The sequence below is a fragment of the Streptomyces sp. NPDC058650 genome, from assembly GCF_042717315.1.
Lineage (GTDB): Bacteria > Actinomycetota > Actinomycetes > Streptomycetales > Streptomycetaceae > Streptomyces.
This window is the reverse complement of sequence record NZ_JBHXRL010000037.1, coordinates 1-18,661: the sequence shown is the minus strand read 5'-3', so window position 1 is coordinate 18,661 and position 18,661 is coordinate 1. Positions and strand designations below refer to the sequence as shown.

The window sequence follows — 18,661 nt, the reverse complement described above, 5'->3', positions numbered from 1 at the left end:
ACACGGAAGGGTCCCGCACAACGCCGCCGCGCACCCGAGCGCTACGCGTGGCAGGCCACCGGCACACCGCCGTTCATGGCCGCCATGTCGCCGAAGACCGCCGCCGGATCCAGCGGCGACCCCTCCGGCAGGCCGCCCAGCTCCGCGTACGCGCGGTGCAGGTTCGCGACGAGCCGCTCGCTCTCCTGCCACGCGGCGAACTCCCCGAGCTCCGCGCCCCGCGCCGTCTCCAGTGGCGTCATCCCCTTCGCGTACCCCTCGGCGGCCAGCTCCCGCACCCAGAGCAGGTACCGCTCCGTCGTGTCGTACGCCGAGGGGTCGGTCACCCGCCCGTGCCCCGGCACCACCGTCGGCGCGTCCAGCGCGCGCAGCAGGTCGAGCGCGCGCAGCGAACCGGCGAGCGATCCCATCGGCAGGAAGGGCGTCCCGCCGTGGAAGACGAGGTCGCCGGTGAAGACGACGCCCTCCTCCGGGAGGTGCACGATCGAGTCGCCGATCGTGTGCGCGGGACCCGGGTGGATCACCCGCACCTCGATGCCGCCGACGTACAGCGTGAGCCGCTCGCGGTACGTGACGGACGGCGGCAGGATGTCGACCTGCCCGAAGTCGGTCCGCGGCCACAGCAGATGGAGCTGGTGCCCGGCGGCGAGCTGCTCGGTCCGGCAGTTCTCGTGGCCGACGATCCGCGCCTCGGGCCGGAACACCCCGTTGCCGTAGGTGTGGTCGCCGTGGTGGTGCGTGGTCACGATGGTCCGGGGCAGCGGCAGCCCCGCCGCGAGGACCGCCTCGCGCAGCAGCCGGGCCCGCCGCTCGGTGGCCGCGGTGTCGACGAGGAGGGACTCGCCCGCGTCGCCGAGGAAGCCGGCGTTGTTCAGGCACCAGCCGCCGTCGGGCTGGACGAAGGCGTGGACGTTCGGCGCGAGCGCGACCACGTAGGGATCGGTGGCAGAAGGCAAAGGGATTCCCCCGGTCGAGAGCTCAACTGGACAGGGGAAGAGTGTCAGTTGGCCGGTGCCGGGGGAAGTCGGGCCAGGTCGGGGGGCGGAGTCAGTGGTCGTCCCAGTGGTTGCCGTGCGCGGCGTGCCGGTGCCCGTCGTGCGCGTAGTCGAGGTGGTCGCCGTGCGCGACGGCGGTGTGTCCGCACTCCGGCCCGTGGGTGTGATCCGGGTGGGTGTGCGGGACGTGCGAGGTGGTCTCGCACTCGTCCCAGTGCCCGGCGTGCTCGCGGTGCAGGTGCCCGTTGTGGGCGTAGTCGACATGGTCCCCGTGCGTGACGCAGGTGTGCCCGCACGACGGACTGTGGGAGTGCGCGTGGGTGGCGTGTTCGTGGTGGAGGACGGTCATGACGTGGCCTCTGTGGAGGGGGCGGCTGACCCTTCCAGGCTAGTTCCCTTCATCCCTCTCGTCCGGATTCGCGCGGATTGTCGTGAACGCTCCCTTCATTCCGACTTGCGAGAGCCCCGGGCCCCGCCGAGGGTCGGGGTATGAAGGCGATCAGCTACAACCGGTACGGCGGTCCCGAGGTCCTGGAGTACCGCGAGCTGCCCGACCCGAAGGTCGGGCCGGACGCGGTCCTGGTCGAGGTGCGGGCGGCCTCCGTCAACCCCGTCGACTGGAAGTGCCAGGCCGGATACCTCGACGGCATGATGGACGCGGTCTTCCCGGTCATCCCCGGCTGGGACGTCTCAGGGGTCGTCGTCAGGCCCGGCGTCTCCGTCACCGAGTTCGCCGTCGGCGACGAGGTCATGGGGTACGTCCGCGAGGACTTCCTCTCCCGGGGGACCTTCGCCGAGCTGGTCGCCGCGCCCGTCCGCACCCTCGCCCGCAAGCCGCGCACCCTGGGCTTCGAGGAGGCCGCCGCCCTGCCCCTCGTCGGCCTCACCGCCTACCAGGTGCTGCACCACGCCCTCGCGGTCCGCCCCGGCGAGACCGTCCTCGTGCACGCGGCGGCCGGCGGGGTCGGCTCGATCGCCGTGCAGATCGCCCGCCACCTCGGCTGCCGGGTCATCGGCGCGGCGAGGGAGGCGGGACAGGCGCGGGTCGCGGAGCTCGGAGCCGAGCCCGTCCGCTACGACGAGCTCACGTTCGCCGAGCAGGTCAGGGCCCTCGCCCCGCAGGGCGTGGACGCCGTCCTCGACACCGTCGGCGGCCCGTTCCTGCGGCTCTCCGCCGACCTGATCGCCCCGGGCGGCCGTCTCGCCTCGATCGCCGACGGCGAGGTCCTCGCCCTCGGAGGCCGCTACTTCTGGGTCCGCCCGGACGCCGTCGACCTCGCGGCCCTCGCGGACCTGGTCGACGAGGGCGTCCTCACCGTACGGGTTGCCAGGGCGTACCCCCTGGAGCAGGCGGCCGACGCCCAGCGCGCCAACGCCGAGGGCGGCCTGAACGGCAAGGTCGTCGTCACCGTCCCCTGAACGGCGAGGCCGTCGAGACGTTCACGGCCGTCGGGTCACCAGATCAGCGCGGCCCCGAAGACGGCCAGCGCGATCGTGCACCCCGCCGCGAGCAGCGCGCCCCGGTGGGAGAGCGGGCGCGGCCGGGCGGTGCTCAAGGAGCGGATCCGGCGGTGTGCGACGGCCAGGAAGCCGATCCAGACCAGTGCCGACAGGGCGAGCGCGGCAAGCCCGGTCGCCGTGGTGTCGTCGTGAAGGGCCAGCTTGACCGCGAGGACCGCCACGACCGTCCACGACAGGGTCGTACGCCGCCACGCGAGCCGCGTCCGCTCCGGCTGGAGCCCGGGGTCGCGGACCTCCGGGTCGGGAGCCGCCCCCTCGCTACGGGACTCCGTCACCGCCCCGTCCAGCCGAAGACCACGACCACCACCATCGCGAGCGCCACCACGGCCACCGCGAGGCTCAGCACCGCGGGGAACCGGGACGCCGGCAGGTCCTCGCCGCGCCGCATCGCCCGCTCGCAGCGCACCCAGTGGTTGACCGCCCGCAGCGCGCACAGCACGCCGGCCGCGAGCAGCGCGAGCGCGAGCCCGACCCGTACGCCCCAGCGCAGGTCCGGCAGGAACTGGTCGACGGCGAAACCGCCGCCGACCAGGGCGAGAGCGGTCCGGATCCAGGCCAGGAAGGTCCGCTCGTTGGCCAGGGAGAAGCGGTAGTCCGGCGTCTCCCCCTCGTCCCGGATCCGCTGCGGCGCGAACCACAGCCTCAGGCTCTGCACGAAATCGCTCACACGTGCACCCTAACGGCCGGGTGTACCCCCTGCCCGGCGCCCGTCCCGTAGCCCGTTCCGGCACATCGTCACCCCGTCCACCCCCTCACCTCCGCATCCCGTCACCCCCTCACCCCGTCCCGAGCGCCCGCAGCCGCTCGTACGCGGCCATGCCGTCGGGCACCCACTCCCAGTCCCCGTCGCCGAGCCGCGCGGTGAGCTCCTCGTCCGTCAGGAAGCCGTGCCACGCGACCTCCTCCACCTGGGGGTCCACCGGCAGCTCGCACCGGACCTCGTAGACCGCCGACCACCACTTCCCGGCCACGCCCCCGGAGTCGTACAGGAACTTCAGCACCGGCTCGGGCCTCGGCAGTCCGGTGACCCCGAGCTCCTCCTCGGCCTCGCGCAGGGCGGCCTCGTCGTAGGACTCGCCCGCCCCGACGACCCCGCCGACGAACATGTCGTACCGGGAGGGGAAGAGCAGCTTGTCCGGCGTCCTGCGGTGGACGAAGGTCCGGCCCTGGGCGTCCCGGACCCGGACGAAGACGCAGCGATGGATCAGACCCCGCGCGTACACCTCACCGCGCGGGGCCCGTCCGATCACCCGGTCGTGCTCGTCGACGACATCGTGGATCTCTTCAGCGGCACTCATGACCGCCATCCAAGCAGTGCCGCGTGGTCACTGCCCCATGACGTACTTGACCGTCGGACCGGTGGTCCAGCCGCCGTCCACCGCCAGCTCCGCACCCGTCACGTACGACGCGGCGTCCGAGAGCAGGAAGACGACCGCACCCGCGATCTCGTCGGCCTCGCCGACCCGGCCCATGGGCGTGTTCGGGTACTTGCCCTCGCCGCGCTCGATGCCGACCGAGGCCGTCATCGGGGTGTACGTCATGCCCGGGTGGACGGAGTTGACGCGGATCTTCGCCGTGCCGAGCTCCACCGCGCCGATCTTCGTCAGCCCGCGCACGCCCCACTTGGAGGCGCCGTAGCCCGCCGTCAGGGCCAGGCCCATCAGGCCGGCGGCCGAGGAGATGTTGACGATCGAGCCGCCGCCCGCCGCCTTCATCGCGGGTATGGCGGCCTTCATGCCGATGAAGACGCCGGTCAGGTTGATGTCGAGGACCTTGCGGAAGTGCTCGACGGACTCCGTCTCCAGGAAGGCGCCGGTGGAGATGCCCGCGTTGTTCACCAGACCGTGCAGCCCGCCGAACTCCGCCACGGCGTACGCGACGGCCGCCGCCCAGCCCTCCTCGGAGGTCACGTCGTGGTGGAGGAAGCGCGCCCGGTCGCCGAGCGCCTCGGCGGTCGCCTTGCCGTCCTCGTCCAGGACGTCGGTGACGACGACGTTGGCACCGGCGGCCACGGCCTGCCGGGCGGCCTCGGCGCCCAGGCCGCGGGCGCCGCCGGTGATGAGCACGGTCTTGCCGGTGAGGTCGTTCATGAGGGGGATCCCTTCGAGGTCTTCGGTTGCTTCTTCAGACGCTCCGGGGCTGTGCGGCCCGGAGAAGCGCGGTGGTCGTCCCGACCAGGTCGGCGAGGAAGAGCGCCTCGCCGGTGAGGGGTTCGGCGCCGTCGAGGTACTGCCGGGCCCGGTCCGCCATGGCCGCGCCCACCACGGTCAGCGCCAGGTCGAGGCGCTCCAGGAGCAGGGGCTCGGGCAGCCCGGAGTCGGCGAGCCGGTCCGCCATCCGCTCGATGAGGTGCCAGTAGACCGTGCCGTCGAGCGTGGGGTGCGGGGTACGGGTGCGGACCCCGCTCTCATGGCTGAGCTGCGCGGAGATCCGCAGGCAGCGGCGGCCCCGGTCGGTGCGCAGCTCGCTCGCCTCGGCCGTGACGAGGGCGGAGACCAGCTCCTTCAGGTCGTCGGCGGCCGCGTCGAGCAGCGGCGCGAGCACCTGGCGCGTACGGGCCTGGCGACCGGCCATGACCGCGTCGAGGAGCCCGGCGCGTGAGCCGAAGTGGTACTGCACCGCGGAGGGGTTCGCCTGTCCGGCCAGGGACACGACGTCCCGCAGCTGCGCGCCGTGGACGCCTTGGGCGGCGAAGAGCTCCTCCGCCGCGCGGATCAGTTTGTCCCGGGTCTCGGGTCCCGACGTTCTCGCCATACGAACATATTAATGCTCGACATTAGAAAACGGGAGGGGCGGGAAGAGCGGGAGAGACGGGAAGAGCGAGAGAGACGAGACCGGTGAAACGGTTGACTCGATACATCCGTGTATCCAAGATGCGATCCATGTCCTACGACGCAGATGTGATCGTGATCGGGGCCGGCCTCGCCGGGCTCGTCGCCACCGCCGAGCTGGTCGAAGCCGGCCGCACCGTGATCCTCCTCGACCAGGAGCCCGAACAGTCCCTCGGCGGCCAGGCCCACTGGTCCTTCGGGGGTCTCTTCCTCGTCGACTCGCCCGAGCAGCGCCGGATGCGCGTCAAGGACAGCCACGCCCTCGCCCTCCAGGACTGGTTCGGCACCGCCGGCTTCGACCGGACCGAGGACCACTGGCCGAGGAAATGGGCCGAGGCGTACGTGGACTTCGCCGCCGGCGAGAAGCGCTCCTGGCTCCACGCGCGTGGGGTGCGGTTCTTCCCCGTGGTCGGCTGGGCCGAGCGCGGCGGCTACGACGCCAACGGCCACGGCAACTCCGTCCCCCGCTTCCACATCACCTGGGGTACGGGCCCGGGCCTCGTCGCCCCCTTCGAACAGCGGGTCCGCGAGGGCGTCGCCCGCGGCCTCGTACAGCTCCGCTTCCGCCACCGCGTCACCGCCCTCGGCCGCACCGCCGGAACCGTCGACACCGTCACCGGCGAGATCCTGGAACCCTCCACCGCCGCCCGGGGCACGGCCAGCACCCGCACGCCCTCCGGCACCTTCGAGCTCCGCGCCCAGGCGGTGATCGTCACCTCCGGCGGCATCGGCGGAAACCACGACCTCGTCCGCGAACAGTGGCCCGCCCGGCTCGGCACCCCGCCCGCCAAGATGCTCTCCGGCGTCCCCGCCCACGTCGACGGCCTCATGCTCGGCGTCGCCGAGAAGGCCGGCGCCCACCACATCAACCGCGACCGGATGTGGCACTACACCGAGGGCATCGAGAACTGGAACCCCGTCTGGGCCCGGCACGGCATCCGCATCCTGCCCGGACCGTCCTCCCTCTGGCTCGACGCGACCGGCAAGCGCCTGCCCGTCCCGCTCTTCCCCGGCTTCGACACCCTCGGCACGCTCGAACACATCATGCGGACCGGCCACGACCACACCTGGTTCGTCCTCGACAAGCGGATCATCGGCAAGGAGTTCGCCCTCTCCGGTTCCGAACAGAACCCCGACCTGACCGGCAAGTCGATCCGCGACGTCATCGGCCGCGCCCGCGCCGACGTCCCGGGACCCGTCCAGGCGTTCATGGACAAGGGCGCCGACTTCGTCGTCGAGAACGACCTCTCCGCCCTCGTCCGCGGCATGAACGCGCTCACCGACGAACCGCTCATCGACGAGGACGCCCTCCGCCGCGAGATCACCGCCCGCGACCGCGAGATCGCCAACCCCTTCACCAAGGACCTCCAGGTCACGGCGGTCCGCGGCGCCCGCAAGTACCTGGGCGACAAGCTCATCCGCACGGCCGCCCCGCACCGCATCCTCGACCCCAAGGCCGGCCCGCTGATCGCCGTCCGCCTCAACATCCTCACCCGCAAGTCCCTCGGCGGCCTGGAGACGGATCTCTCCTCCCGCGTCCTGACCGAGAGCGGCGAGCCCCTGGAGGGCGTGTACGCGGCGGGCGAGGCCGCCGGCTTCGGCGGCGGCGGAGTCCACGGCTACCGCTCCCTCGAAGGCACGTTCCTCGGCGGCTGCATCTTCTCGGGAAGGGCGGCGGGAAGGGCGGCAGCACAAGCGGTCGGCTGACGACGGGCCCATGGCCGGGGCAAGATGACGGGGTGACAAAACGCTTACTGCTCATCGCCGTCGGCGCGATCGTGGCCCTGGGAGGCCTGGCGGCCTTCCTCGTCCTCAAGGGTCTGGACGAGGCCGACAAGTGGAGCAGCGTCGTCAGCCTGTTCTTCACGGTCGCGGGCTTCGCCCTGGCCCTCGCGGGCCTCGTCACCCGGGGCTCCGCCCAGACGGCGGACCACGCCGTCACCGGCGGCTCGCTGCACCAGGTCCGGAACGTCACGGGTGACGTCGTCATCACGGGAGGAGGCGGCGGTACGGGCACCCCGCCCACGGCTGCTCCCGCCGAGGGCCAGGGCGGCGGTACGCAGTCGGCCCACGGGGCGCGTACGGCGGGGGACCTGCACCAGATCGACGGGGTGGGCGGCTCGGTCCGCATCGAACCCCCGACCCCCTCGGCCCCGTGAGGGGCTTCTTCAAGCGCCGGAAGGCGCCCCAGACAGCGGACGGAGCCGTCGTCCAGGGCCCCCTCACGCAGATCGGCGACGTACGGGGCGACGTCCACGTCACCCTCGCAGCCGTGCCGCCCCAGCCCCAGGCGCCGGATGTCGAATCGGCCCGCGAGGCCTATGCCGGCCGCGTCCGCCAGCGGTACGGCCGCCTCGACCTCGAAGTCCTCACCCCCCTCCGGGAACAGGGCGATCACCCCGTCGTCCACCTCCACGACGTCTTCGTCCCCCAATCCGTACGGGCCGACCCGCCGCCCGTCGAACTGCCCCAGGAACTCCTGCGCCGGCTGATGGACCCGGCCGAGGCGGAACTCCTCGACCTGCCGCCCGGCATCGACCGGGAGACGGCCGAACGCGTCCGCCGCGCCTACCGGGAGCGGCCGCCCCAGGACGTCCTCGACGTCCTGGCCGCGCCCGAACACGACCGGGTCGTCATCCTCGGCCACCCCGGTTCGGGCAAGTCCACCCTGGCCCGCTACCTGACGCTGGCCCTCACGGCCCCCGAACCGCAACCGGGACTCGAAGCGCTCCACGGCAGGCTGCCGCTGATCGTCGAACTCCGCAGCTACGCGCAGGCGGCCTGGCGCGACCGGAGCTTCGAGGACTTCCTCGCCCACCAGCACGCGACGGAGGGCCTGGGCCTCCCACCGGAGATGCTGCCCGGGTTCCTCGCCGGCGAAGGCCCGTACACCTCCCTCGTGATCTTCGACGGCCTCGACGAACTCTTCGAGACGGACGTCAGGGACGCGGTCGCCCGCCGCATCGCCGGCTTCGCCGCCCGCCACCCCCGGGCCCGCGTCGTCGTCACCTCACGCGAGTACGGCTACCAGCGGGCCGTCCTCGACGGCGCGGGCTTCACCGACTTCATGCTCCAGGACCTCGACAGGGACCGGATCGGCACCTTCGCGGAGCAGTGGTTCGCCCTCGCGCACCCCGAAGACCCCGGCCAGGCCCGGAAGCTGACCGCACGCGTCACCTCGGCCGTGGACGCCTCCGCCTCGGTCCGCGAGCTCGCGGGCAACCCCCTCATCCTCACGATCCTCGCGATCATCGGCCGCCGCCGCGAACTCCCGCGCGACCGGCGCACGGTGTACGAGCACGCCGTCGACGTCCTCGTCGAGCACTGGGACCCCAGCAAGTACCTCAAGGACCGCCAGGTCGAGGAACACCTCCCGTACCTGGCCGCCGAGGACAAGCGCGAACTGCTGCGCCTCATCGCCCGCCGGATGCAGGAGGGCCACGGAGGCATCTCCGGCAACCACATCGCGGGCCCCGACCTCCTCAAGAGCTTCGAGGAGTACCTCAAGGACCGCTACGCCCTGCCCCCGGACCGCGCGGCCACGGCGGCCCGCGTGATGCTGGACCAGTTCCGCCGGCGCAACTTCATCCTCAGCCGCTTCGGCGGCGAGATCTACGGCTTCGTCCACCGCACGTTCCTGGAGTACCTGACAGCCACGGACCTGGCCCACCGCTTCAACCACCAGCGGGCCCTGTCGGAGGAAGACCTCCAGAACCTCTTCGCGACGAAGGTCCACGACCCGACCTGGCACGAGATCCTGCTGCTGCTCGTGGGCTCGCTGGACGAACGCTTCGTGGCGGGCGTACTCGACCGGCTGCTGGCCCCGCGAGCGCTCGCCGCCCGGCTGGCGGACCACGACGACCAGGCGTTCGTCGAGGTCGCCTTCGTCGCCCGCTGTCTGGGGGAGGTCCGTAGACCCGGTGCGCTGGCCGCCCAGAGCACGGCGATGGTGAGGGAGGTGATCCGGCTCTTCGACGTCGCCGCAGGGCTGGGCGTGACCTTCTTCAACCCTTACGCGACCGTGGCGTCCCTGGGGCCGGCGATGGCGGCTCTCGGCGACACCTGGGCGGGCCGGGACGAGTTCCTGCGGTGGCACGAGCGGGGGAACTGGGAGGAGACCCACGACGGCGGAGTCATGTCGGTCAACTCCACGGAGCAGCTCGCCACGGACGTCCTCGCGTCCCTCTGGGCCGCGGAGCAACTGCCCGAGGCCCTGCGCATCGCGGCATCGGCCGTCACCCGAGGCAGTCCCGTGGTGAGGGTCGCCGCGGCTCAGCTGCTCCTGCGTCACGCGGACGGTGATCCGGAGGTGCTGGAGCCGATCGAGCGGTGTCTGCGAGGGGACGGGAACCCCGCGGAGCGATCGGTGCTCCTGAGGGCCCTGAGTCGCGACGCCCACTCCCCTCCCGGCTTGTCGACGCGGCTCGCGCTCGAACGTCTGAGCCGCGATCCCGACGCGAACGTGCGCCGGACGGCGCTGGGTTGCCTGCCGCGCCCCCGGATCGCCGACGGCGAGGTGCGCGCGGCGCTCGAACGGGCCCTGAACGATTCGGACGCCGACGTCCGAGCGAACGCCCTGTTCCGCCTCATCGCTCAATCCGAGGGCGTCAGCCGTACGGCGCTGATCGAGGCCGGTCTGCGGGACGCCGATCCCGCGATGCGTCGCGGGACCCTGTCCGTTCTGCAGGCCACCGCGGGCAACGAACCGGTCGTCCGCACACTCGTACAGGACCGGCTGAGGAACGAGGAGAACGCCGACGTCGTGGCCGCGGCGATCCGCACCGTCCGGGCGATCGGATACGACGACTCCGATACCCACGCGCTCCTCCTCGACCTCACCGACCACCAGGCCCCCGCCGTCAGGAAGGCGGCACTGTGGTGCCTCGCCAAGGCCGGGGACGGAAGGGCTCGCGCGCTGATATCCGATCGTCTCGCGCACGACGAGGACGAGGCCGTACGAGAGACGGCGCTGAATCTCTTCGCGGAGCACGCGGAGGACGACGCGACGCTGCGGGAGGTCCTCCTGGACCGGCTACGGAACGATCCGAGCCATACCGTCCAGGCCCGCGTCCTGGGCAGGCTCGCGGAGCTCGGTGCCGACGTGGGGCTGGTGATCGAGCAGGCCCGGAACCATCCCGCCGGGACGGTCAGGGCAGACGCGATCCACCATCTGATGACGAAGCACCACGACGACACCGGCGCGGTCCGCGCGGCCCTCGACCTCGCCGCCGGGGACGAGAGCCGCGATGTACGGTTCACCGCCCTCTCCCGGCTCGTCAATCGGCGCGGCGGTACTCCGGAGGTACGGGACCTCGCCCAGGACCGCCTCGACCACGACCCCGACCCGGGCGTCCGGTCCGTCGCCCTGCGGTTCCTCGCCGACATCCGGCGCGACGACCCCGGGGTCCTCCCGCTCCTCCGGGAGGCCGCCGCGGACGACGCACCCGGGATCCGTACCCTCGCCGAACGACTCCTCGCCGTCCTCGACCCTCAGCCCACCTGAAGCCGCTCCACCACCCGGAACCGCTCCACCACGACCATCGTCCCGTCGTCCACCAGGAACCCCGGGTTCCCCAGCCCCTCCCGCATCTCCTCGCTGTGCCAGAAGCGCTCGTGGGCCTCCCGCCATTCCGCGATCGACCGGAACCCCTCGCCCTCGTCGAGCGCGAGCCGCAGGTCCGCCTCGCCCAGGGGCAGGACATCGACCTCCGTGATCTCCACGACCGCCACCTCGCGCCCGTCCGAATCGATGAGCGCCGAGCGTTCGCCCGCCTCGGGCAGCTCCTCGTTCTCGACCTCGTACTCCACGAGGAGCCCGGTCGTGGCGATCTTCTCGCCGGACAGGACGGCGGCGACGAGCCGGTCCCGCAGGGGGCCGGGAAAGGCGAGCAGGAAGGGCTTGAGCGCGTGAGGGCCGGTCATGGCCGACAGTCTGTCAGCCACGACCGGCCCTCGCCGTCGCACTCGCCCGGGTCTACAACACCAGCGACAGCAGCAGCACGAACACGATGCCCACGACCGAGATGATCGTCTCCATCACCGACCAGGTCTTGATCGTCTGGCCGACGCTCATCCCGAAGTACTCCTTCACCAGCCAGAACCCGGCGTCGTTGACGTGGCTGAAGAAGAGCGACCCCGCACCGATCGCCAGCACCAGCAGGGCCGTCTCGCTCGTCGACATGCCCGCCGCGAGCGGAGCCACGAGCCCCGCCGCCGAGATCGTCGCCACCGTCGCGGAACCCGTCGCGAGCCGGATCGCGACCGCGATCAGCCAGGCGAGCAGCAGGGCCGGGATGGACCAGCTCTCGGAGAATTCGAGGATCATCCGGCCGACGCCGATGTCGATCAGGGTCTGCTTGAAGCCGCCGCCCGCACCGACGATGAGCAGCACGCCCGCGATCGGGGCGAGCGACTTCTCGACGGTCGAGGACAGCCGCTCCTTGGTGAACCCCGCCGCTCGGCCCAGGGTGAACATGCCGACTATGACGGCGGCGAGGAGTGCGATCAGCGGCGAGCCGATGACGTCGGTGACCTTCTGGACTCCGTTCTCCGGGTCGTCGACGACGATGTCGACCAGGGCCTTGACCAGCATCAGGACGACGGGCAGCAGGACGGTCGCCACGGTGGCGCCGAAACCGGGACGCTTCTCCAGGTCCTCGGAGGGACGGGCGGGGACCATGTTCTCGGGGACCGGGATGTCCACCCAGCGGGCGGCGTACCGGGAGAACACCGGGCCGGCGATGATCACGGTCGGGACGGCGACGACGAGACCGAGCGCGAGCGTGACGCCCAGGTTGGCGCCGAGCGCGTCGATCGCGACGAGCGGCCCGGGGTGCGGCGGGATGAGCCCGTGCATCACGGAGAGACCGGCGAGGGCCGGGATGCCGATCCGCATCAGGGAGTAGTTGCCGCGCTTGGCGACGAGCAGCACGACCGGGATCAGCAGCACGATGCCGACCTCGAAGAAGAGCGGCAGGCCGATCACGGAGGCGATGAGGACCATCGCCCAGGGCATGGCCCGGCCGCTCGCCTTGGCCAGGATCGTGTCGACGATCTGGTCGGCGCCCCCCGAGTCGGCGAGCAGCTTGCCGAGGATCGCGCCGAGGGCGATCAGGACGCCCACGCCGGCGACGGTGGCGCCGAGGCCGGCGGTGAAGGACTTGATGGTGTCGGCGAGCGGCGCACCGGCGAACGCGCCGAGCGCGAGCGACCCGATGGTCAGCGCCAGGAACGCGTGCAGCTTGAACTTGGTGATGAGCAGGACGATGAGAGCGATGCCGGCGAGCACGGCGATACCGAGCTGGGCGTTGCCTGCCGAGGTGATGGGTTCGGCGGCATCCGCTGCCAGGATCTCGACGCTGAGACTGGTCACGGGGGTCCTCGGGGGTCAGTGGGTGAGCCGGCGCAGTGCGACGACGGCCCGGGCGGCGATTTCTTCGGGGGTGCCGGTGACGTCGACGGCGACGCCGGCCTCGTCCTCCTGCAAGGGCTGCAGGGTGGCGAACTGCGAGTCGAGGAGCGCCGTCGGCATGAAGTGGCCCTGGCGGCCGCCCATGCGCCGCTCGATGAGCTCCCGGTCGCCGGTCAGATGGAGGAAGACCACGCCCGGGGCCGCGGCGCGCAGCCGGTCCCGGTAGACCCGCTTCAGCGCGGAGCTGCTCACCACACCGCCGAGCCCGGCCCGGCCGTGCGCCCACGCCCCGATGGCGTCGAGCCACGGCTCCCGGTCGGTGTCGTCCAGCGGGACGCCGGCCGACATCTTGGCCACGTTCGCCGCCGGGTGGAAGTCGTCGCCCTCCGCGTAGGGGAGGGCGAGCGCCTCGGCGACCAGTGGGCCGATGGTCGTCTTGCCGGTTCCGGCGACGCCCATCACGACGACGACTGTCCTCGTCCTGGGCTGGGGGGTGGTGCTCATGGGTGGTGCCTCGCTGTCTTCTTCGACATCGATCCGTCGCGCCCATGAAACCCATTGGGTACGACGTATTCAAGAGGCTGTGACGTAAAAGTAGTACTTTTAATTCCCGAGGTGATCATCCATGCGAGCGCGCATAGGCTTGCGACCATGACGACACCGGCCCAGGGGCTTCATTCGCACGTCCTCGCCACCCTGGGTCTCGCGATCACCGCGGGGGAGTACCCGCCGGGCACCGTGCTGCGCACCGACGAGCTCGCCCAGCGCTTCGACGTCTCCCGGACCGTGGTCCGCGAGGTCGTGCGCGTCCTGGAGTCCATGCACCTCGTCGAGTCCCGCCGCCGCGTCGGCGTGACCGTGCTCCCCACCGCGAGCTGGAACGTGTACGACCCCCAGGTCATCCGCTGGCGGCTCGCCGGCGCCGACCGCCCCCGCCAACTCCGCTCCCTCACCGTGCTCCGCTCGGCCGTCGAACCCGTCGCCGCGGGCCTCGCCGCCCTGCACGCCACCCCCGAGCAGTGCCGTGAACTCACCGAGCAGGCCCTCGGCATGGTCGCCACCTCACGCGGCCGGCGCCTGGAGGAGTACCTCGTCCACGACATCGCCTTCCACCGGGTCGTCCTCAACGCCTCGGGGAACGAGATGTTCGCCCGCCTCGGAGACGTCGTCGCCGAGGTCCTCACCGGCCGCACCCACCACCACGTGATGTTCGAGGACCCCGACCCGGCCGCCGTCACCCTCCACGTCCAGGTCGCCGAAGCGGTACGGGAACGGGACGCGACCCGCGCCGAGGAGCTCACCCGCCAGATCGCGGTCGGCGCCCTCCAGGAACTCGACGTCCTCGCCCCGTAAGGGCGCAAAGTCCGCTGTCAAGCTCTGAACTAGCTCAAATATGGGCGTTCAGTGACATGCGCCACAGTCAGCAGGCGCCCCTTGCCGTGAGGATGTGCGCTGGCCGTGCCGGGAAGACCCCCACGAGGCACGGCCGGGTACCGCACGACCCCCCCCTCACGAAGGCGAACAACTCCATGAGTGACCGCGTCACCGCGGCCGAGCCGCTGTCCGCCGCTCCGGCGAGCCCGGCCGCCACCCCCCACGTCGACGCAGGCGACGCCGGATACCGCAAGGACCTCAAGTCCCGGCACATCAACATGATCGCCATCGGCGGCGCCATCGGCACCGGCCTCTTCCTGGGCGCCGGCGGCCGGATGTCCCAGGCGGGCCCCTCCCTCTTCATCGCCTACGCCGTCTGCGGCGTCTTCGCCTTCTTCGTGGTGCGGGCCCTGGGCGAGCTGGTCCTCTACCGCCCCTCGTCCGGCGCCTTCGTCTCCTACGCCCGTGAGTTCATGGGCGAGAAGGGCGCCTACACGGCCGGCTGGCTGTACTTCCTCAACTGGTCGACCACCGCCGTCGCCGACATCACCGCGGCCGCGACCTACGCCCACTTCTGGTCGATGTTCAGCGACGTCCCGCAGTGGGTCCTCGCCCTGATCGCCCTCGCGGTCGTCCTCGCCGCCAACCTCATCTCCGTGAAGTACTTCGGCGAGATGGAGTTCTGGTTCGCGATCATCAAGGTCGGCGCCCTCGTCGCCTTCATGCTGATCGGCATCTTCCTCATCGTGACCTCGCACGAGGTCGGCGGCCAGACCCCGGGCCTCGGCAACATCACCGACAACGGCGGCATCTTCCCCAACGGCATGATGCCGATGCTGCTGCTCATCCAGGGCGTCGTCTTCGCCTACGCCTCCGTCGAGCTGTGCGGCGTCGCCGCCGGCGAGACCGAGAACCCCGAGAAGATCATGCCGAAGGCGATCAACTCGATCATGTGGCGCGTGGGCCTCTTCTACGTCGGCTCCGTCGTCCTGCTCGCGCTGATCCTCCCGTACACCGCGTACTCCGGCGACCAGAGCCCCTTCGTCACCGTCTTCGACAAGCTGGGCATCCCCGGCGCCGCGGGCGTCATGAACCTCGTCGTCCTCACCGCCGCCCTCTCCAGCCTCAACTCGGGCCTCTACTCCACCGGCCGCATCCTGCGCTCCATGTCGCTCTCCGGCTCCGCGCCGAAGTTCACCGGCGTCATGAACAAGGGTGGCGTCCCCTACGGCGGCATCCTGCTCACCGCCGCCTTCGGCGTCATGGGTGTCGCCCTCAACTACGTGATGCCCGGCGAGGCCTTCGAGCTGGTCCTCAACTTCGCCTCGATCGGCATCATCGGCACCTGGGCCATGATCATGGTCTGCTCCCTGCTGTTCTGGCGCAACGCCCAGCAGGGCAAGCTCACCCGCCCCGGCTACAACCTCCCCTGGGCCCCGTACACCCAGATCGTGACCCTGGGCTTCCTCGCCTCCGTCCTCGTCCTGATGTGGATGGACGAGGGCATCAGCCGGACCACCGTGAACTGCCTCCCGCTCATCGCGGCCGCGCTGGTCGGCGGCTGGTTCCTGGTCCGCCGCCGGGTCCGTACGACCGCCGCCACGACCCAGGACTGACCTCCCCCCACGGGAACGGGCGAGTCCCCCGCAGGCACCGCCTGCGGGGGACTCGCCTTTTGTCAGGAGATAGTGGTACGCAAGAGCCTTACGAGATCCGGTCGGAGTAAAGGAAGTTCGCGATGCCGCAGCACGTCCAGGGGGTCATCGCCCCCGGCAGGAACGAACCGGTACGGGTCGAGACGATCGTCATCCCCGACCCCGGCCCCGGCGAGGCCGTCGTGAAGATCCAGGCCTGCGGCGTCTGCCACACCGATCTGCACTACAAGCAGGGTGCCATCAACGACGAGTTCCCCTTCCTCCTCGGCCACGAGGCCGCCGGAATCGTCGAGTCGGTCGGCGAGGGCGTCACCGACGTCGAGCCCGGCGACTACGTGATCCTCAACTGGCGCGCGGTGTGCGGCCAGTGCCGCGCCTGCCGACGAGGCCGCCCCTGGTACTGCTTCGCCACCCACAACGCCAAGCAGAAGATGACCCTGCTCGGGGGCACGGAGCTCTCCCCGGCCCTCGGCATCGGCGCCTTCGCCGAGAAGACCCTCGTCGCCTCGGGCCAGTGCACCAAGGTCGACCCCGCCGTCGCCCCCGAGGTCGCGGGCCTCCTCGGCTGCGGCGTCATGGCCGGCATCGGCGCCGCCATCAACACCGGGAACGTCGGCCGCGGCGACACCGTCGCCGTCATCGGCTGCGGCGGCGTCGGCGACGCGGCGATCGTCGGCTCCCGCCTCGCCGGCGCCGCGAAGATCATCGCCGTCGACATCGACGACCGGAAGCTGGAGACGGCCAAGGGGATGGGCGCCACCCACACCGTCAACTCCCGCTCCACCGACGCCGTCGAGGCGATCCGCGAGCTCACCGGCGGCTTCGGCGCCGACGTCGTCATCGAGGCCGTCGGCCGCCCCGAGACGTACAAGCAGGCCTTCTACGCCCGCGACCTCGCCGGCACCGTCGTCCTCGTCGGCGTCCCCACCCCCGAGATGCAGCTCGAACTCCCGCTCCTCGACGTCTTCGGCCGCGGCGGCGCCCTCAAGTCCTCCTGGTACGGGGACTGTCTGCCCTCCCGCGACTTCCCGATGCTGATCGACCTGCACCAGCAGGGCCGCATCGACCTCGCCGCCTTCGTCACCGAGACCATCGGCCTCGGCGACGTCGAGAAGGCCTTCGCCCGCATGCACGAGGGCGACGTCCTCCGCTCGGTGGTGGTGCTGTGATGAGCGCCCGCATCGACCACCTCGTCACCTCCGGCACCTTCAGCCTCGACGGCGGCACCTGGGACGTCGAGAACAATGTCTGGATCGTCGGCGACGACACCGAGGCCATCGTCATCGACGCCGCCCACGACGCCGAGGCGATCCTCACCGCCCTCGACGGCCGCGCCCTGCGCGCCATCGTCTGCACCCACGCCCACAACGACCACGTGGACGCGGCCCCGGCGCTCGCGGCCGCCACCGGCGCCCGCATCCTGCTCCACCCCGCCGACCAGCCGCTGTGGAAGCAGACCCACCCCGATCACACCCCGGACGGCGAACTCGCCGACGGCCAGGTCCTCACCATCGCCGGTACCGACCTCGTGGTCCTGCACACCCCGGGCCACGCACCGGGAGCGGTCTCCCTCCACGCCCCCGACCTGGGCACCGTCTTCACGGGAGACACCCTCTTCCAGGGCGGCCCCGGTGCGACGGGCCGGTCCTTCTCGGACTTCCCGACGATCATCGACTCGATCCGCGAGAAGCTCCTCACCCTGCCGCCCGAGACGGTGGTACGGACCGGCCACGGCGACCCGACGACGATCGGCGCCGAGGCCCCGCACCTCCAGGAATGGATCAGTCGAGGCCACTGAGAGCCAACCGGCTCTCGAAAGACCTCGCCACGCCCGTGAACGGGTCGGTGAACTCCAGCGTCCGCGCCAGCAGTTGAAGCGGCCGCGAGAAGTCCTCCGACCCGTCCTCGCGCACGACGGGATAGACCGGATCGTGCAGGATCGGCAGTCCCAGCGCGTTCATGTGCACCCGCAGCTGATGCGTCCGCCCCGTCTCCGGCACCAGCCGGTACCGCCCGAGCCCGCCCGCGTGCCCGACGAGCTCGATCCGGCTCTCGCTGTTCGGCTCGCCCGGCACCTCCCGGGCGGCCATCACCCCGCGCTCCTTCTCGATACGGCTCCGCACGGTCACCGGCAGCTCCACCGCCGGGTCGTACGGCGCCACCGCCTCGTACTCCTTGTGCACGAGCCGGTCCCGGAACAGCGTCTGGTACGCGCCCCGGTCCTCCTCCCGTACGACGAACAGCACGAGCCCCGCCGTCAGTCGGTCCAGCCGGTGCGCGGGCTGGAGACGCGGCAGCCCGAGCTCCCGCCGCAGCCGGGCCATCGCGGTCTCCGTGACGTGCCGCCCCCGGGGCATGGTCGCCAGGAAGTGCGGCTTGTCCACGACCAGGATCCGCTCGTCCCGGTGGACGATCCCGATACCGAAGGGGACCGGCACCTCGGTGGGGAAGTCCCGGTGGAACCACAGGTACCGCCCCACGGTGTACGGCTCGTCCCCGGTCACCGGTCCGTCGACCCCGACGAACCGCCCCCGCCGCAGCATCTCCTCGACCCGCCCGGCCCCCACGGCCGACGCGTACCGGTCGAGCAGATGCTCCCGTACGGTCGCCCACGCCCCGTCCGGATCCTCCGGCAGCCGCACCCGGACGGGATCGATCCCGTCCCGCTGGGGGAGCGGCGCGACCGGCGCCTTCGCTCTCCGTCTCACCGCTCCGCCTCGTGCCGCGCGTACCCATGCGAAAGTCCCGGTCGAGATGATCTCGACCGGGACTCCATGTGGTGTCCGAGGGGGGACTTGAACCCCCACGCCCGATAAAGGGCACTAGCACCTCAAGCTAGCGCGTCTGCCATTCCGCCACCCGGACAAGGTGTCT

General features: G+C 71.5%; 19 protein-coding genes and 1 tRNA gene. 8 read left to right on the top strand and 12 right to left on the bottom strand.

All coding sequences use genetic code 11. The annotated features are described in order from the left end of the window. Positions 1–41: 41 nt before the first annotated feature. A complete protein-coding gene (locus ACFWWU_RS36745; protein ID WP_384153402.1) occupies positions 42–956 on the bottom strand; it encodes an MBL fold metallo-hydrolase in 915 nt (304 codons plus the stop codon). A gap of 91 nt (positions 957–1,047) precedes the next feature. Continuing rightward, positions 1,048–1,344, bottom strand: coding sequence for a hypothetical protein (locus ACFWWU_RS36740; RefSeq protein ID WP_384153399.1), 297 nt, complete (start codon positions 1,342–1,344; stop codon positions 1,048–1,050). Between the two features lie 140 nt (positions 1,345–1,484). On the opposite strand from ACFWWU_RS36740, the gene ACFWWU_RS36735 reads away from it, so the two are divergent. Then, a complete protein-coding gene (locus tag ACFWWU_RS36735) occupies positions 1,485–2,414 on the top strand; it encodes an NADP-dependent oxidoreductase (RefSeq protein ID WP_384153396.1) in 930 nt (309 codons plus the stop codon). A gap of 35 nt (positions 2,415–2,449) precedes the next feature. Here the strand turns inward: ACFWWU_RS36735 and ACFWWU_RS36730 are convergent, their stop codons facing one another. The 5 genes from ACFWWU_RS36730 to ACFWWU_RS36710 all read right to left on the bottom strand — a co-directional run bounded on the left by ACFWWU_RS36730 (position 2,450) and on the right by ACFWWU_RS36710 (position 5,270). Beyond that, positions 2,450–2,791 (bottom strand): DUF202 domain-containing protein, encoded by a 342-nt coding sequence (locus ACFWWU_RS36730; RefSeq protein WP_384153393.1) that lies wholly within the window; start codon positions 2,789–2,791, stop codon positions 2,450–2,452. Then, the gene (locus ACFWWU_RS36725) at positions 2,788–3,183 is read right to left on the bottom strand and encodes a YidH family protein (protein WP_024761968.1); all 396 of its coding nucleotides are present in this window, start codon (positions 3,181–3,183) and stop codon (positions 2,788–2,790) included. The genes ACFWWU_RS36730 and ACFWWU_RS36725 overlap by 4 nt, the downstream gene beginning before the upstream one ends. Positions 3,184–3,292: 109 nt before the next feature. Continuing rightward, positions 3,293–3,814, bottom strand: coding sequence for an NUDIX domain-containing protein (locus ACFWWU_RS36720; protein WP_384153389.1), 522 nt, complete (start codon positions 3,812–3,814; stop codon positions 3,293–3,295). Between the two features lie 27 nt (positions 3,815–3,841). Next, positions 3,842–4,606, bottom strand: coding sequence for a glucose 1-dehydrogenase (locus ACFWWU_RS36715; protein ID WP_384153386.1), 765 nt, complete (start codon positions 4,604–4,606; stop codon positions 3,842–3,844). Between the two features lie 34 nt (positions 4,607–4,640). Then, positions 4,641–5,270, bottom strand: a complete 630-nt coding sequence (locus ACFWWU_RS36710; protein WP_384153383.1) for a TetR/AcrR family transcriptional regulator — start codon at positions 5,268–5,270, stop codon at positions 4,641–4,643. 128 nt (positions 5,271–5,398) lie between these two features. On the opposite strand from ACFWWU_RS36710, the gene ACFWWU_RS36705 reads away from it, so the two are divergent. Genes ACFWWU_RS36705 through ACFWWU_RS36695 form a run of 3 tightly spaced genes read left to right on the top strand, consistent with a single transcriptional unit; the run spans position 5,399 to position 10,850 of the window. Next, the gene (locus tag ACFWWU_RS36705) at positions 5,399–7,054 is read left to right on the top strand and encodes an FAD-binding dehydrogenase (RefSeq protein ID WP_384153380.1); all 1,656 of its coding nucleotides are present in this window, start codon (positions 5,399–5,401) and stop codon (positions 7,052–7,054) included. A gap of 32 nt (positions 7,055–7,086) precedes the next feature. Beyond that, on the top strand, positions 7,087–7,506 hold the full coding sequence (locus ACFWWU_RS36700; RefSeq protein WP_384153377.1) for a hypothetical protein: 420 nt from the start codon (positions 7,087–7,089) through the stop codon (positions 7,504–7,506). Further along, a complete protein-coding gene (locus ACFWWU_RS36695; RefSeq protein WP_384153374.1) occupies positions 7,503–10,850 on the top strand; it encodes a HEAT repeat domain-containing protein in 3,348 nt (1,115 codons plus the stop codon). The genes ACFWWU_RS36700 and ACFWWU_RS36695 overlap by 4 nt, the downstream gene beginning before the upstream one ends. On the opposite strand, the gene ACFWWU_RS36690 is transcribed toward ACFWWU_RS36695, so the two are convergent. The 3 genes from ACFWWU_RS36690 to ACFWWU_RS36680 are packed head-to-tail and all read right to left on the bottom strand — an operon-like array spanning position 10,838 to position 13,262. Continuing rightward, positions 10,838–11,269: an ASCH domain-containing protein gene (locus ACFWWU_RS36690; protein WP_384153371.1), complete on the bottom strand. Its 432-nt coding sequence runs from the start codon at positions 11,267–11,269 to the stop codon at positions 10,838–10,840. The genes ACFWWU_RS36695 and ACFWWU_RS36690 overlap by 13 nt on opposite strands. A gap of 52 nt (positions 11,270–11,321) precedes the next feature. Next, positions 11,322–12,719, bottom strand: coding sequence for a gluconate:H+ symporter (locus ACFWWU_RS36685; RefSeq protein ID WP_384153368.1), 1,398 nt, complete (start codon positions 12,717–12,719; stop codon positions 11,322–11,324). Positions 12,720–12,734: 15 nt separating this feature from the next. Next, positions 12,735–13,262, bottom strand: coding sequence for a gluconokinase (locus tag ACFWWU_RS36680; protein WP_384153365.1), 528 nt, complete (start codon positions 13,260–13,262; stop codon positions 12,735–12,737). 147 nt (positions 13,263–13,409) lie between these two features. Between ACFWWU_RS36680 and ACFWWU_RS36675 the strand changes: the two genes are divergently transcribed. The 4 genes from ACFWWU_RS36675 to ACFWWU_RS36660 all read left to right on the top strand — a co-directional run bounded on the left by ACFWWU_RS36675 (position 13,410) and on the right by ACFWWU_RS36660 (position 17,585). Next, positions 13,410–14,111 carry an FCD domain-containing protein gene (locus ACFWWU_RS36675; RefSeq protein ID WP_329624370.1) on the top strand — a complete coding sequence of 234 codons (702 nt, stop codon included), beginning with the start codon at positions 13,410–13,412 and terminating at the stop codon, positions 14,109–14,111. Positions 14,112–14,287: 176 nt separating this feature from the next. After that, positions 14,288–15,748, top strand: a complete 1,461-nt coding sequence (locus ACFWWU_RS36670; RefSeq protein ID WP_384153360.1) for an amino acid permease — start codon at positions 14,288–14,290, stop codon at positions 15,746–15,748. A 122-nt stretch (positions 15,749–15,870) separates the two neighbouring features. After that, positions 15,871–16,956 carry an S-(hydroxymethyl)mycothiol dehydrogenase gene (locus ACFWWU_RS36665; RefSeq protein WP_384153356.1) on the top strand — a complete coding sequence of 362 codons (1,086 nt, stop codon included), beginning with the start codon at positions 15,871–15,873 and terminating at the stop codon, positions 16,954–16,956. After that, on the top strand, positions 16,956–17,585 hold the full coding sequence (locus tag ACFWWU_RS36660) for an MBL fold metallo-hydrolase (RefSeq protein ID WP_384153353.1): 630 nt from the start codon (positions 16,956–16,958) through the stop codon (positions 17,583–17,585). Before ACFWWU_RS36665 ends, ACFWWU_RS36660 begins: the two co-directional genes overlap by 1 nt. Here the strand turns inward: ACFWWU_RS36660 and ACFWWU_RS36655 are convergent. Both ACFWWU_RS36655 and ACFWWU_RS36650 read right to left on the bottom strand, forming a co-directional pair. Continuing rightward, the gene (locus ACFWWU_RS36655) at positions 17,569–18,495 is read right to left on the bottom strand and encodes a pseudouridine synthase (protein ID WP_384153350.1); all 927 of its coding nucleotides are present in this window, start codon (positions 18,493–18,495) and stop codon (positions 17,569–17,571) included. The two genes, ACFWWU_RS36660 and ACFWWU_RS36655, sit on opposite strands and share 17 nt — an antisense overlap. A gap of 69 nt (positions 18,496–18,564) precedes the next feature. Then, positions 18,565–18,652 (bottom strand) — tRNA-Leu (locus ACFWWU_RS36650). Positions 18,653–18,661 lie beyond the last annotated feature (9 nt).

What these genes read in the sequence shown, in the direction of transcription:
- ACFWWU_RS36740 (WP_384153399.1), bottom strand. Translation starts at nt 1,344, where the DNA reads ATGACCGTCCTCCACCACGAACACGCCACCCACGCGCACTCCCACAGT.
- ACFWWU_RS36735 (WP_384153396.1), top strand. Translation starts at nt 1,485, where the DNA reads ATGAAGGCGATCAGCTACAACCGGTACGGCGGTCCCGAGGTCCTGGAG.
- ACFWWU_RS36720 (WP_384153389.1), bottom strand. Translation starts at nt 3,814, where the DNA reads ATGAGTGCCGCTGAAGAGATCCACGATGTCGTCGACGAGCACGACCGG.
- ACFWWU_RS36715 (WP_384153386.1), bottom strand. Translation starts at nt 4,606, where the DNA reads ATGAACGACCTCACCGGCAAGACCGTGCTCATCACCGGCGGCGCCCGC.
- ACFWWU_RS36710 (WP_384153383.1), bottom strand. Translation starts at nt 5,270, where the DNA reads ATGGCGAGAACGTCGGGACCCGAGACCCGGGACAAACTGATCCGCGCG.
- ACFWWU_RS36705 (WP_384153380.1), top strand. Translation starts at nt 5,399, where the DNA reads ATGTCCTACGACGCAGATGTGATCGTGATCGGGGCCGGCCTCGCCGGG.
- ACFWWU_RS36690 (WP_384153371.1), bottom strand. Translation starts at nt 11,269, where the DNA reads ATGACCGGCCCTCACGCGCTCAAGCCCTTCCTGCTCGCCTTTCCCGGC.
- ACFWWU_RS36680 (WP_384153365.1), bottom strand. Translation starts at nt 13,262, where the DNA reads ATGAGCACCACCCCCCAGCCCAGGACGAGGACAGTCGTCGTCGTGATG.
- ACFWWU_RS36675 (WP_329624370.1), top strand. Translation starts at nt 13,410, where the DNA reads ATGACGACACCGGCCCAGGGGCTTCATTCGCACGTCCTCGCCACCCTG.
- ACFWWU_RS36670 (WP_384153360.1), top strand. Translation starts at nt 14,288, where the DNA reads ATGAGTGACCGCGTCACCGCGGCCGAGCCGCTGTCCGCCGCTCCGGCG.
- ACFWWU_RS36665 (WP_384153356.1), top strand. Translation starts at nt 15,871, where the DNA reads ATGCCGCAGCACGTCCAGGGGGTCATCGCCCCCGGCAGGAACGAACCG.
- ACFWWU_RS36660 (WP_384153353.1), top strand. Translation starts at nt 16,956, where the DNA reads ATGAGCGCCCGCATCGACCACCTCGTCACCTCCGGCACCTTCAGCCTC.